Here is a 12,268-nt window from a genome sequence, read left to right as displayed (position 1 = left end):
TTCGAATTTGGCGGAAGCGTAGAGATTCGAACTCTAGAACCCTTTCGGGTCGCCGGTTTTCAAGACCGGTGCCTTCAACCGCTCGGCCACGCTTCCAAAGTGAGGCGCACTATAAACATCTATTAGCGCCTTGTAAAGCAGGAATTTTTCTATTTTTCCCCACACGCGTTTGACTGCGCAAAAAGTCACCCACACGCTGACCCTACTTCACTCTCCACGACCTTGTACATACCGTAACATAGCAACGCTCATCCTTTTAAATCGCTCTGGTATAGAATGCCACAAAAATAGACGGTCATTTGTAGTGTAATTGTTATAAATCTGAATTCCCGCAGATTTTAGACATTACTGCCATGCAGTGTTACGGGTTGATGATGAAAATCAAGAATACGCTTTGCTTACATATCCTGATGGCAACCCTGGCCATTTTGTTCCTTTGTATTCACCCGCTGGTGACGAGCTTCGATCCGCCGCTCGCCTTCCAGCCGCTGATTAAATCAATGGCGGGCACGCCTAAAGAACAAGCGGAAAAAATTGCCACTATTTCTCATGCCTTAGAAGGGAATGCGATATTCTTCATTGGTGCGTCTGAGGTAGCGACCTCAGAAGATGAACATTACGCTGTCTATAATTATTTTAATAAGCAATTACACAAACCCGTCGTGGCGTATGGCGATGCGTTTGTCGATGACGAAACGCAGTTTTTACTGTTCTCACGTTTTAAAAATAGCCTTAACGCAAACAGTAAAGTTGTTTTGCTTCTGGCACCCGACAGCTTTTACTCAAAAGGTCTGCCACCTGCTATCTATGCCGATAATTTCCCGGGCTCTATTTTTAATCCTTTGATGAAGGATCCGCAGGCGCGCCCAATATTAGTCAATTATTTAAAACATATTGATAGTAAAGAAATAAGCCATTTAACCTTTGGTCAAATGCGTGTCTTTGGCTGGCACCCCGATCTGATATGGGACGAGGTGAGTTTCCAGTTTGCCAACGTCTGCACCATGATAAAAAACGACTGGCTGGCGCTGCTCAACGTCACGCCCCGGACGGTACAGCCGTGGCCGCCGCAGCCCACCCCCCATATTGCCCCAGACTGGGATAAAGAGCTGGCGAATGCCCGCGAGTTAAATAAAAAACGCCAGCAGAGCGCGGCCACCCTGTGGATGGACAAAACGATTTACGAGGAGGACGGTACGCGACAGCAGTGGGATGACACGCCGGTCGTACCTGCGCAAATCGCCGCGTTCAGAAAAACCGTCCAGCTGCTGAAAGACCGTCACGTGCAGGTGATTGCTATCGTCGACCCGGTTAACCCCTGGGCGCTTTACAATACCGATACCTTCCGCCCGGTTGATAAGCAAATTCAAACCATTCTGGAAGCGAACCAGATCCCCTATTTAGATATGTACGCCATGCCTTATCAGAATGGCTGGAACTGGGATCGTTTGCACCCTTCTGAGCTGGCCTGGGTTCCTATGATTCGCTTTATTGCACAGAGCTTTAAATAATGAAAATCGCGATCCGTCTTTTTTTCCTTTATCTCCTGCTGGCGATCACCATCGTCGCGTGGACCTCTGTCGATGACAGCATGAGTATGCAGCTGCATTTTGAATATCAAAAGTTCTGAGGCCGAATGATGTATAGCTCAGGCATGTTTTTTGTCTATTTATTTTCATCCGCCCTGGCGTTTGCGCTGGTCAATCGCGTATTACGTCATCGCCTGACGTATTTATCGGCGTTATCCGTCCTCGCTGCATTAGGCTGGGGCTATATTTTTCAGGGTGATTACCGTGTTCCCGCGGTCGTTTTTTTCAGTTTTTACCTTGTCGCCACGTTAAAAGAAAAAGGATGGTTAAAAACCTGGCAGGCGATTGTGTTAACGCTGCTGCCTTTATTTTTGGTGAAATTGCACCTTAATCATCATCTCGGCATGATCGGCCTCTCTTTTATGACGTTCCGCGCGGTGGACGTGCTGCTCTATCGCAGTAAAAAAGAAGGGCAGAATTTCCTGCATTATTTCTGCTATCTGTTTATGCCCTTTATTATTCTGGCGGGCCCAATGTATCGCTGGCGGACATGGATGAACGACGTCAGTAAGCCCGTCTTTGCCCTTAACCGCGAACAGTTTTTAGTGGCGCTGGAGCAAATCATTACCGGCATTATCCAGAAGTTCCTGTTTGCCATGCTGGTTGATTCACTAGTCGTGCAGCCCTGGAGCCATAAGCCGTTTACGCTGACCGTGGGCGTGGTGATGTCGATTGCCTATAGCGCCTACCTCTACTTTGATTTTGCGGGCTACAGCAATATGGCCATCGGTGCGGGCCGCCTGTTTGGGTTGAATATTCCGGCAAACTTCAATATGCCGCTTCTGGCAAAGAATCCGCAGGACTTCTGGCGCCGCTTCCACATTAGCCTGTCTGAATGGCTGCGCGATGTGGTCTTTATGCCCGTTTATATGAACCTGATGAAGTTCAACTTTTTCCGTCAGAACAAAACGCTGGCGCAAAATATCGGTATTTTTTGCACCCTGTTTTGTATGGGGGCATGGAATGGCCTGGAACGCCATTACGTCATCAGCGGCGCGCTGTTTGGCGCCATCTCTGTCGCTCACAACATGCTGCTGTGGTCAGCCAAACGCAGCCCGGCTTTACACCGCGGGTTGCAGTATCCGGCTGTTGCGTTTTTGGGACGCATTCTGACGCTGGGAAGCGCCGCGGGCTCCCTTTACATCTTTAGTGGAATGTCACCTCTATGAAAAATCACTCCGATCTTCAGGAACTGCAGGATTTCTTGCGTGCGGCATTATACGATCCCGCCTCCCCGCAGCAGCTGGCCATCAGCGGCAGCGACGAAGCCTTAAGCTGGCTGCAGCTTTCCGCTGCCGTGACGGACTGGGCACAGCGCTATCAGGATTGCCAGCCTGTTGCCGGTACGCCGGTCGTCTTGTACGGACATCAGCAGGCCGAGTTCGCCGTGGCGATTTATAGCTGCCTGCTACACAACATTCCGTACATTCCGGTGGACTGCATTTACCCGCAGGAGCGCCTGCGGGAGATCTGCCATCTGGCCAGCGCCCCTTACTATTACGACGTCGCGACCCGGCGGTTCATCGCCACGGGTGAACCGGGCAAGGTGCTGGAGGAGCAGGATCTGGCCTATATCATGTTTACCTCAGGCAGCACCGGCAAGCCTAAAGGGGTGCAGATTGGGCGTGAAAGCGTGTGGCACTTCATGAAATGGGTCAGCCAGGACTTTTCGCTGCCGGAAAAACCGGTGCTGATGAACCACGCGGTGTTCAGTTTTGACCTCTCCCTGATCCCTTTGCTGGCGAATCTGGCGATGGGTGGACACATCGTGCTGAACGCCAAAGACGATATTCAGAAAGAGAACTGGCTGGAGCGACTGAAAAGCAACGCCGTCTCTGCCTGGGTTTCCACCCCCTCTTTTGCGTATCAGCAGCTACTTTCCCCGCAGTTCAACAGCGAGTATTTGCCTGCGCTGAGCGTCTTTATCTTCATTGGTGAAGTGTTGAATAAAGCGCTGGTCAAACAGCTGCGCCGCCGTTTCCCGCAGGCCAAAATTATTAACTCCTATGGCCCAACAGAAGCGACCATCGCAACAACCGTCGTCGAGATCACGGATGCGATCCTGAACAGCGACAGCGCCGTGCTGCCGGTGGGGGTCATGATGCCTGAGAGCAGAATGGAAATTTCCGCTGAAGGCGAGCTGATCATCTGGGGGAAAAACGTCATGCGCGGCTACCTCGGCCTGCCGCAGGAGAACGCGGCGAAATTACTTCATCGGGAAAACGAGGCGTTTCGCGGCTACCGGACCGGCGATCTGGGTTATGAAGCGGGGCTCATCTACTGTCAGGGCCGCAACGACAGCCAGGTCAAACTGAATGGCTACCGTATTGAAATTAACGAGATCGAAAACCGCCTGCTGGCGATGTCCGGCATTAACGAAGCGGTGGTTCTGCCGCTGATGAAATCCTGCGGCAGCGTGCTGCGCATTGCCGCGTTCTGCGTGACGGAGCTGGCGCCGGATACCATTAAAACCTCGCTGTCGAAGGTGGTTCCCCACTATATGGTGCCTTCACAAATTATCGTAAAAGACGCTTTGCCGCTGAATCCTAACGGCAAAATTGACCGCAAGCTGCTGGACGCTTACGCCCGCACAAATTAATGACCCCAGGAAAAATTATGGAACAAGAAATTCTCGCCCTGTTCGAAAAAGTGTTATCCCGTAAGGTGGGCTTTCACGATGAACTGATTGAATCCGACATTCTCGACTCCATCCTGGCGGTCGATATGGTCCTGGAAGTACAGGACGTTTACGGCTGCATGATCCCGCCGACAGACGTGGCGACGGTGCTGAAAACCCCGGCGGACCTGGCCCGCTATATTGAAGAAAACCGCTAAACGCCTCTGCTGTTAATCCTGTCCTGAAGGCTCTGGCGCATCGCGCCAGAGCCCAGACGCAAAATGAATATCCTTCACCGGAATTAAACCAACCGCTTTTGAGATTTCTCCTACACTTTAGGGGTCGTGTTGTTCTTAACAGAGGAGTCTGCGGTATGGCATTCGTAACCACGAAAGACGGCGTCAATATTTACTACAAAGACTGGGGCCCAAAAGAGGCCCAGCCCATTGTCTTCCACCACGGCTGGCCGTTGAGTGCCGATGACTGGGATAACCAGATGCTCTTCTTCCTTGCAGAAGGCTATCGCGTTATCGCTATCGATCGCCGCGGACATGGACGATCGGACCAGGTGAGTGAAGGCCACGATATGGATCATTATGCGGCCGATGCATCAGCCGTGGTTGAAAGCCTGGATCTGCACAATGCCGTGCATGTCGGTCACTCCACCGGCGGCGGCCAGGTCGCCCGCTATGTTGCGCGGTATGGACAACCGCAGGGGCGCGTCGCGAAAGCGGTGCTCGTCAGCGCCGTCCCGCCTCTGATGGTCAAAACGGAGACGAATCCCGGCGGAACGCCCATCGAGGTCTTCGACGGCTTCCGCAAAGCGCTGGCGGATAACCGCGCCCAGTTTTATCTCGACGTTGCCAGCGGTCCTTTCTACGGTTTTAATCGCGATGGCGCCGAGGTTTCGCAGGGTACGATCCAGAACTGGTGGCGACAGGGTATGATCGGAAGCGCCAAAGCCCACTATGAGGGGATTAAGGCGTTTTCAGAGACCGACCAGACGGAAGATTTGAAAACCATCACGGTTCCCGTTCTGGTGTTGCAGGGCGATGACGATCAGGTTGTACCGTATAAAAATGCCGCCCTTCTCCAGGACAAGCTGCTGGCGAACAGCGTGCTGAAAATTTATCCGGGCTTCCCGCACGGGATGCATACCACCCATGCGGATACTATCAACGCGGACATTCTGGCTTTTATTCGCTCATAACGCCGCGTTTCTTGCCGGGTGGCGCTGCGCTTACCCGGCCTACATTCCGCTACGATATTCCATTAAATGCATGAACGCCACCCGAGGGTGGCGTTGTTTATTCTGCTTAGCGATTATCCAGCTGGGCGCGAACGTTGTTCAGCCCGGTGGTGTTGATCCGATAAGGTTGCCCGTTCACGGATCGGATCAGCTTTTTGGTGCGGAGTTTTTTGAAGACGCTGAGCGTGCAGTCGCTCAGCACCAGCCCTTCACGGGTATAGCACTCAACGGACGTGACGCGGCCAGAACTGTCGCGGACGTGCACAATACGTCCACCTTTGGCGAGAACGTGTAAGGTACGTTGTTCCTGACGGGATAAATTCATACTGGAAAACCTGTGTAATCATCATGCGTAAAAACGAGCCCACACCCGCAGGTGCGTGCGTAAGGTTTAAGCGCAGCGATAACCAGTCCGTCCTGAGATGGGCGGGAAGCTGATTATCTGATGAAAACATTCTCCAGCATCAAAGCCTCGGTAAGCGGTAAAAAGGTATTTACGGGGTGAATGATAACGCCTGTTTTTTACAGGGGAATAGCGGGAGGTTAAAAGTGTGAACGGGATCGGTCCGTAAAATCGTCTTTCGTCAATTTTACTGCCAGACTGAAGCCCTTTACTGAACACCGACTGGAGCTCTTCTTATGCCTGATAACTATACCGTGGTTGAAACCGTCCCCACTGCAGAAGCGTTTTGCCGGCTGCGCGAAATCTCGGGTCTTAGCCCTCGCCCACTGGAGGCGGCCCGAAAAGCGCTGCCCGGCAGCTGCTATGGCATGCATATAGTGTTTCAGGGAAAACCGGTCGGTATGGGGCGCATCGTAGGGGATGGTGCGTTGAATTTTGATATCGTCGACGTCGCGGTTGATCCGCTTCATCAGGGGAAAGGACTGGGCAGAGTCATTATGGAAACGCTTGTTGCCTGGCTGGATAACCACGCCTGTAAAGGAGCGTACGTTTGCTTAATGGCCGATGTGCCCGAGCTTTATACTAAATTTGGTTTTACGCTCGTTCGCCCGGCAAGCGAAGGAATGGCAAGAATCTGGTGAAGGACGAACCTGCGTTAAGGCAAAAGAAAAACCCCAGGTTAACGAGTAACCTGGGGTTTAGATCTGGCGGAAGCGCAGAGATTCGAACTCTGGAACCCTTTCGGGTCGCCGGTTTTCAAGACCGGTGCCTTCAACCGCTCGGCCACACTTCCTGAGTGAGGCGAACTATAAACACCTCACCGCCTGCTGTAAAGAGTGCCAGCAATCGTTCGCTGTAAAAATAGTCAAAACGTGTTTAATCGGTTGAACTGACAACACATCGACGATTTTATCAGCACAGACCTAGTGTTTTTTGATGTACATGTCTTTCGTGTAATAGTACCCCAGCTTATCCGGCGTAAATCCGCCCACCCACGGTTTAACCAGGTGCGTTCGGACGTAGTGATAAACCGGAATGGCGGGCACATCGCGTCCAAGCAGATCTTCCGCCTGCTGGTAGAACTTACCCCGCTCTTCCGTTGTTTTGGCTTTTGCGGCATTCACCAGCGCCTGGTCATATTCCGGATTGCTGTACTGGCTGGTGTTTTCGCTGTCGCCGGTGCGGAAGGTGTTCAGGAAGGTCGCCGCATCGTCGTAATCGGCAATCCACGCGTACCGCACCGCGTCAAAGTTGTGGGTGTGCATGGTATCCAGCATGGTTTTCCACTCCTGATTTTGCAGCTTCGCGTCCACGCCGAGGTTTTTCTTCCACATAGAGCTGGCCGCAATCGCGATACGCTGGTGCGATTCAGAAGTGTTATAGAGCAGGTTAAAGCTCAGAGGGTGGCTTTCGTTGTACCCGGCCTCGTTGAGCAGTTTTTTCGCCTCAGCGATGCGCTTGTCCTGCGGCCAACTGGCGTAGTCTGGATTCTGAAGCTTAACGCCGCCGATATCCGGCTGGCTGATGAGCCACGCCGGGCGCTGCCCCTGCCCTAAGACTTTCCCGGCAATGATGTCTTTATCGAGCGCCATGTTCAGCGCCTTGCGCACGCGGGCGTCGTTGAACGGCGGCCGGGTGGTATTGAATTCGTAGTAATAGGTCGCCAGTTGCGGAGAGACATCCAGCTGGCTGCCCAGGGTTTTCTTGAGCTGCGCGAACTGGTTGATCGGCACCGTGTAGACAATATCAATTTCACCCGCTTTATAGCGGTTCACATCCGCGGCCTCGGAGGTGATAGGCAGATAGGTCACCTTGTTAATCACGGTATGGTCATTATCCCAGTAGCGCGGGTTGCGCTCCGCCACGATGCGTTCGTTGACCACCCACTGGGATAGCTTATAGGCCCCACTGGTCACGATATGTTCAGGCTTGGTCCACTTGTCGCCAAAGCGGCCAATCAGCACTTTATCCACCGGCACCAGCGACGGGTGCGCCAGCATCGCGAGGAACGCCGCGTTAGGCTGCGTCAATGTCACTTCCAGCGTGGTGTCGTTAATGGCTTTCACGCCCAGCGTTTCGGGCGCTTTTTTCCCCTGGGCGATATCCGCACCATTTACGATGTGCATGTTGCCTGGATAGCTGGCATACGGTGAAGCGGTTTTAGGATCAACCAGACGCTGCCAGCTCCAGACCACATCTTCCGCGGTAATCGCAGTGCCGTCGCTCCAGGTGATGCCTGGACGCAAATGGAACGTCCAGACGGTGTTGTCCTTGTTCTCCCATTTTTCCGCCAGCCGTGGCTGAACTTCACCCGACGGGGAAACGCTGACCAGCCCGTCGAATAAATCACTGATAATATTGAATTCGACGTCGCTTTCGACTTTATGCGGGTCGAGCGAAGCGGGCTCATTACCGTTGTTCCTGACCAGTTCCTGCTTATCGGCCAGTTGCGTTCCTGCCGGCACGTTAGCCGCCCAGGCTGCCGTGCTGGCGCACAGGATCCCGGCGGTAAGTAAAGAGAGCGTAAAGCGCGTGCGTGTTTGTGGTTTCATTTCCTTCGCCTTATTGTCTGTTTTTGTGACGATCCGGAAATAACTCTTAGCGGCCTTATGGTAATAACGCAATAATTTTCAGTAACCTATAAGAGGTTGATCTGATTAATCGCGTCAAACCGCTGTTCATACTGGTGAAACGTATTTATGCAGAAGAAACAACCAGCTCCCGCGCTAACCTGCTGAGTAAAGATGGGTAAAACCACTTTGAGAGTGACGCGCCGTTTCCTATTCTTTCCGTTAATTACATCTGTCATAAGAGAGTGACTCATGGATCGTATAATTACTTCCTCACGCGACCGCACATCGCTACTCAGCACCCACAAGGTGCTGCGCAATACCTATTTCATGCTCAGCCTGACGCTGGCGTTTTCGGCGATCACCGCCACCGCCAGCACCGTGCTGATGCTGCCGTCTCCGGGGCTGATCCTGACCCTGGTGGGCATATATGGCCTGATGTTCCTGACCTACAAAACCGCTGACAAACCGGTCGGTATTCTGTCCGCGTTTGCCTTCACCGGCTTCCTGGGCTACATCCTGGGACCGATGCTGAACGCGTATCTGTCTGCCGGTATGGGTGACCTTATCGGCATGGCGCTGGGCGGTACCGCACTGGTGTTCTTCTGCTGCTCGGCCTACGTGCTGACCACCCGTAAGGACATGTCCTTCCTCGGCGGCATGCTGATGGCGGGTGTTGTGGTGGTGCTGGTGGGTATGGTGGCCAACATCTTCCTGCAGCTGCCTGCCCTGCATCTGGCGATCAGCGCCGTGTTTATTCTGATTTCTTCCGGCGCGATCCTGTTTGAAACCAGCAACATCATTCGCGGCGGTGAGACGAACTATATTCGCGCCACCGTCAGCCTGTATGTGTCGCTGTACAACATCTTCGTCAGCCTGTTGAGCATCCTGGGCTTCGCCAGCCGCGATTAAGCACAACCGATACGAAAAAGGAGAATGCCCCGGCATTCTCCTTTTTTATGCCCTACTCACCCCGGCAAATATAGGTCGGATAGCGCCGGTCCTGAATCAGCCACACGGAAGGCGAGAGTTCAGAGATGGTGAGATAGTAGCGTGCGGTCGGACTGGCAAAGCTCCCCCACTGGGCGTCGGGCGTATTGTCGTTGTGTCGACGCCAGGTTTCGGTGTAGCTCAACACAATGACGTTATCATCGTCCCGCTGCTGCCAGGTAAAATCCACGTCCCTGTCAACGATCAGATTTTGCCCGTCAGCCCTTGCCGCGCCTTTATAGGTGGTCACTCCGGTACCGTCCCGATGAAAATAGAACTGGGCAATGGTATTGACCTTCACTTCGCTGGCTTTTCCCTCATTGCGCGTAAAGTTAAATTCGGTGCTGCAGGCCAGCACATCCTTTTTAAACACACAGCCGGAATAGTAAAACAGCGCCAGGGCACTGCCGACCAATGCACCACCCAGCCCAAAAAGAAGTTTTATTTTCATTTTTGTGCCCCGCTTTTATAACGGATGGTTTTGCACAGGCTGGATTGACTGACCGGGCAGGCGCCAATGAACACCTCATCTGCGGCGGCAATAGAAAAACGGGCGCTGAAATAATAAATGTCGTACTCCTCACGTTCGCACGCCACGTTATTGGCCGCCAGCTGCGCCGCTAATTTCGATAACACCAGCGGTCTACCGTGATCGTTGATAATCCAGAGACGACAACGCGCGATTTTCTCCTTAACCGGCATGAGTTTCGCCGGAACGAATATCCCCTGCTGCCGGCTAAAGTAGAAACTCGCCCCCAATGCAGCAATAATCAATACGGCCGTCATCCCCCAGCGTTTCAGGGAAGCGCGTTGTGGCTTTTCCACTTTCGCTGCAGACGGAGGCTGCGGTTCGGCGGGTTGAATACGCTCTCCGGGCTGAAAAATCACATCGGCCTCAAAACGAAACCCATAACGGGGTACGGTTACGATAAATTCGTACCCCTCTCCCAGTGCCTGGAAGCTTTTACGTAATTCGCTCACCGCTTTATTGAGATTATTTCCCGATGGCGTAAAGCCAAACTCCTCCCACACGCGGGTAATCAATTCCTCCCGACTCAGGTCGTGCCCTTTGTGCTTAATAAATTCCTGTAAAAGGCGAACGGCGGGGGCCGAAAGCGTTAATACAGATTCCGGTTGCCCAACAAGACTTATTGCATGTGCTTCAGGATCAAATAACAACGAATTATTGCATATAAAAAACATCTTTTATTCTCGGCTGTTACCGCATGCTTTTTAATCCCTGGTACATCGACATGAAAACCCCCTCCTGACTTGCTTATTTTTTCATCAGAAGGAATTTTCTCTCCATCCCTGGTCGCGGTATTTTCGCTTAACTATACAACCTTAAAGCCAGAAAATCAGGATAAAAAACTGTATATAACGAGTTAATTAATACAAATTTTCACAAACCGCTGTTCTGGTTAAAGTTTCCCTGCCCTGAAGCGATACGAAAGCAGACGGTGTCCTGGTGTTAACGCGCCGCCTTTAAACTCAGAGCAGGCAGACTTGATCGTGAAACAGAAAAAAAGAGTGAGCGTCACAACCGCCTTTTATGTCGCCGCGCTGTCATTGCCATTTTTCCCGGAAATGGCACTGGCCAATATGAGCGTGTATCCCATGGAACTTAACGTGGATAAGTCCGGTGCGGCGCAAATTAAGGTGGCGTCAAAAACGGATGATATTCAGTTCATTCGGGTGAGGCAAAAGAAAATTCTTAATCCCGGCACGGCCCTGGAAAAAGAGATTGATGTGGCGTCGTGGAAAGAGGGTGGCGTTGTTGTCACGCCGGAAAAATTCGCCCTTGCGGCAGGCGCAATGCGCGTGGTTCGCCTGGTATCGCTTACGCCCCCGGAAAAAGAGACGACCTGGCGCGTCTATTTTGAAGGGGTCAAGCAGCCTGACAGCATTATTCCGGGCAAGGCAGAACGCCCTGCTGCGACGGCAAGACTGGGCGTCAATGTAATCTGGGGCGCCCTGATCCATCTCGCACCGGAAAAAAGCGTGGTTTCGCTGTCGATTGACCCTCAGAGGGGAACGTTAAAAAACAACGGCACGTTGCGCGTGCCGCTGAGAGAGATCGGTATTTGTGATGCGGATTCGTCGTGCAGATGGATTAAAGAAGACGCGACGATTTATCCGGATACCGAACGGAAATTAAAAACGCTCGCGAAGGCACAAGGCCAGAAATATAAATTCCGCTACTTCAACTGGCTGAATAAAACCGCTGAAGAAGCTGATTTACCCGTCGTGCAATAACACGACGTTACCGTAAAGACCCCAAAGGGTTTGTTTAAAGAGCCAGGGTGCTCATTTGTAAATATGGAGATATCAATGCGTAAGTATTTTAAACCTCTGATGATTGTTGCCGCGATGACCACGTCCGTTAACGCGCTGGCGATTCAAAAAGATATTACCGTCAACGCCAGCGTTGATTCACAGCTGGATATGACCCAGGCCGATAACACGCCACTGCCGGCAAGCATCGATATGCAGTACCTGCCTGGCCGTGGCCTGGAAAGCTACCGTCTGAATACCAAGGTGTGGTCTAACTCCGCGACCAGCAACGTAAAAGTCCGTCTGGTAAGCGCCGCGAAGCTGGCGAATGCCGACGGTGCTGAGACCATCCCAATGACGGTGATTCTGGGTGATAAAACCCTCTCTACCGCAGATGTGGAATATACAGGCGCCGAACTGTTCCCGGGGAGCATTGAAAATGGTTCAGCGGTACTGCCGCTGACCATTTCCCAGACCACCAAAGGCATTCTGAAAACCGGTCAGTACAGCGGCGTTGTCAGCCTGATGCTGACGCAGGCGACGACCACGGAAGGCGGTGCGTAACACCACAGCACC

The 12,268-nt window shown here is 52.5% G+C and carries 13 protein-coding genes and 2 tRNA genes; 9 read left to right on the top strand and 6 right to left on the bottom strand.

Annotated elements, in window-relative coordinates:
- Positions 1–8: 8 nt before the first annotated feature.
- Positions 9–96, bottom strand: a tRNA-Ser gene (locus tag ACMGGQ_RS05875).
- A gap of 278 nt (positions 97–374) precedes the next feature.
- Here ACMGGQ_RS05875 and ACMGGQ_RS05870 point away from each other — a divergent pair.
- The 5 genes from ACMGGQ_RS05870 (at position 375) to ACMGGQ_RS05850 (ending at position 5,416) form a co-directional block, all read left to right on the top strand.
- The gene (locus ACMGGQ_RS05870; RefSeq protein ID WP_420289708.1) at positions 375–1,511 is read left to right on the top strand and encodes a D-alanyl-lipoteichoic acid biosynthesis protein DltD; all 1,137 of its coding nucleotides are present in this window, start codon (positions 375–377) and stop codon (positions 1,509–1,511) included.
- 128 nt (positions 1,512–1,639) lie between these two features.
- On the top strand, positions 1,640–2,758 hold the full coding sequence (locus ACMGGQ_RS05865; protein WP_196352654.1) for an MBOAT family O-acyltransferase: 1,119 nt from the start codon (positions 1,640–1,642) through the stop codon (positions 2,756–2,758).
- The gene (locus ACMGGQ_RS05860) at positions 2,755–4,188 is read left to right on the top strand and encodes an AMP-binding protein (RefSeq protein WP_262820496.1); all 1,434 of its coding nucleotides are present in this window, start codon (positions 2,755–2,757) and stop codon (positions 4,186–4,188) included. Before ACMGGQ_RS05865 ends, ACMGGQ_RS05860 begins: the two co-directional genes overlap by 4 nt.
- Positions 4,189–4,205: 17 nt before the next feature.
- Positions 4,206–4,424, top strand: coding sequence for an acyl carrier protein (locus ACMGGQ_RS05855; protein ID WP_008499867.1), 219 nt, complete (start codon positions 4,206–4,208; stop codon positions 4,422–4,424).
- Positions 4,425–4,579: 155 nt separating this feature from the next.
- Entirely contained in the window at positions 4,580–5,416 is an 837-nt protein-coding gene (locus tag ACMGGQ_RS05850) for an alpha/beta fold hydrolase (protein WP_420289707.1), read from the top strand.
- Between the two features lie 106 nt (positions 5,417–5,522).
- On the opposite strand, the gene ACMGGQ_RS05845 is transcribed toward ACMGGQ_RS05850, so the two are convergent.
- On the bottom strand, positions 5,523–5,780 hold the full coding sequence (locus ACMGGQ_RS05845; protein WP_021240841.1) for a YjhX family toxin: 258 nt from the start codon (positions 5,778–5,780) through the stop codon (positions 5,523–5,525).
- A gap of 314 nt (positions 5,781–6,094) precedes the next feature.
- Here ACMGGQ_RS05845 and ACMGGQ_RS05840 point away from each other — a divergent pair, with 314 nt between their 5' ends.
- Positions 6,095–6,499, top strand: coding sequence for a GNAT family N-acetyltransferase (locus ACMGGQ_RS05840; protein WP_048027271.1), 405 nt, complete (start codon positions 6,095–6,097; stop codon positions 6,497–6,499).
- Positions 6,500–6,563: 64 nt separating this feature from the next.
- Here the strand turns inward: ACMGGQ_RS05840 and ACMGGQ_RS05835 are convergent.
- Positions 6,564–6,651 (bottom strand) — tRNA-Ser (locus ACMGGQ_RS05835).
- 130 nt (positions 6,652–6,781) lie between these two features.
- The gene (locus ACMGGQ_RS05830; RefSeq protein ID WP_420289706.1) at positions 6,782–8,410 is read right to left on the bottom strand and encodes an ABC transporter substrate-binding protein; all 1,629 of its coding nucleotides are present in this window, start codon (positions 8,408–8,410) and stop codon (positions 6,782–6,784) included.
- Positions 8,411–8,680: 270 nt separating this feature from the next.
- Here ACMGGQ_RS05830 and yccA point away from each other — a divergent pair, with 270 nt between their 5' ends.
- The gene (gene yccA, locus ACMGGQ_RS05825; protein WP_420289705.1) at positions 8,681–9,340 is read left to right on the top strand and encodes an FtsH protease modulator YccA; all 660 of its coding nucleotides are present in this window, start codon (positions 8,681–8,683) and stop codon (positions 9,338–9,340) included.
- Positions 9,341–9,392: 52 nt separating this feature from the next.
- Here yccA and ACMGGQ_RS05820 read toward each other — a convergent pair whose 3' ends face one another.
- Both ACMGGQ_RS05820 and ACMGGQ_RS05815 read right to left on the bottom strand, forming a co-directional pair.
- The gene (locus ACMGGQ_RS05820; RefSeq protein ID WP_420289704.1) at positions 9,393–9,869 is read right to left on the bottom strand and encodes a hypothetical protein; all 477 of its coding nucleotides are present in this window, start codon (positions 9,867–9,869) and stop codon (positions 9,393–9,395) included.
- Entirely contained in the window at positions 9,866–10,621 is a 756-nt protein-coding gene (locus tag ACMGGQ_RS05815; RefSeq protein ID WP_048222379.1) for a winged helix-turn-helix domain-containing protein, read from the bottom strand. Before ACMGGQ_RS05815 ends, ACMGGQ_RS05820 begins: the two co-directional genes overlap by 4 nt.
- A gap of 309 nt (positions 10,622–10,930) precedes the next feature.
- On the opposite strand from ACMGGQ_RS05815, the gene ACMGGQ_RS05810 reads away from it, so the two are divergent.
- Entirely contained in the window at positions 10,931–11,674 is a 744-nt protein-coding gene (locus ACMGGQ_RS05810; RefSeq protein WP_420289703.1) for a fimbrial protein, read from the top strand.
- Positions 11,675–11,749: 75 nt separating this feature from the next.
- Positions 11,750–12,256 (top strand): CS1 type fimbrial major subunit, encoded by a 507-nt coding sequence (locus tag ACMGGQ_RS05805; RefSeq protein WP_045908356.1) that lies wholly within the window; start codon positions 11,750–11,752, stop codon positions 12,254–12,256.
- Positions 12,257–12,268: the final 12 nt, after the last annotated feature.

The organism is Enterobacter sp. BNK-13 (genome assembly GCF_048685015.1).
Classification (GTDB): domain Bacteria; phylum Pseudomonadota; class Gammaproteobacteria; order Enterobacterales; family Enterobacteriaceae; genus Enterobacter; species Enterobacter quasiroggenkampii.
This window is presented reverse-complemented; position numbering and strand designations above follow the sequence as displayed.

Bases quoted from the DNA above. Each gene is read 5' to 3' on its own strand.
- ACMGGQ_RS05870 (WP_420289708.1), top strand. From the start codon at position 375: ATGAAAATCAAGAATACGCTTTGCTTACATATCCTGATGGCAACCCTG.
- ACMGGQ_RS05865 (WP_196352654.1), top strand. From the start codon at position 1,640: ATGTATAGCTCAGGCATGTTTTTTGTCTATTTATTTTCATCCGCCCTG.
- ACMGGQ_RS05860 (WP_262820496.1), top strand. From the start codon at position 2,755: ATGAAAAATCACTCCGATCTTCAGGAACTGCAGGATTTCTTGCGTGCG.
- ACMGGQ_RS05855 (WP_008499867.1), top strand. From the start codon at position 4,206: ATGGAACAAGAAATTCTCGCCCTGTTCGAAAAAGTGTTATCCCGTAAG.
- ACMGGQ_RS05850 (WP_420289707.1), top strand. From the start codon at position 4,580: ATGGCATTCGTAACCACGAAAGACGGCGTCAATATTTACTACAAAGAC.
- ACMGGQ_RS05845 (WP_021240841.1), bottom strand. From the start codon at position 5,780: ATGAATTTATCCCGTCAGGAACAACGTACCTTACACGTTCTCGCCAAA.
- ACMGGQ_RS05840 (WP_048027271.1), top strand. From the start codon at position 6,095: ATGCCTGATAACTATACCGTGGTTGAAACCGTCCCCACTGCAGAAGCG.
- ACMGGQ_RS05830 (WP_420289706.1), bottom strand. From the start codon at position 8,410: ATGAAACCACAAACACGCACGCGCTTTACGCTCTCTTTACTTACCGCC.
- yccA (WP_420289705.1), top strand. From the start codon at position 8,681: ATGGATCGTATAATTACTTCCTCACGCGACCGCACATCGCTACTCAGC.
- ACMGGQ_RS05820 (WP_420289704.1), bottom strand. From the start codon at position 9,869: ATGAAAATAAAACTTCTTTTTGGGCTGGGTGGTGCATTGGTCGGCAGT.
- ACMGGQ_RS05815 (WP_048222379.1), bottom strand. From the start codon at position 10,621: ATGTTTTTTATATGCAATAATTCGTTGTTATTTGATCCTGAAGCACAT.
- ACMGGQ_RS05805 (WP_045908356.1), top strand. From the start codon at position 11,750: ATGCGTAAGTATTTTAAACCTCTGATGATTGTTGCCGCGATGACCACG.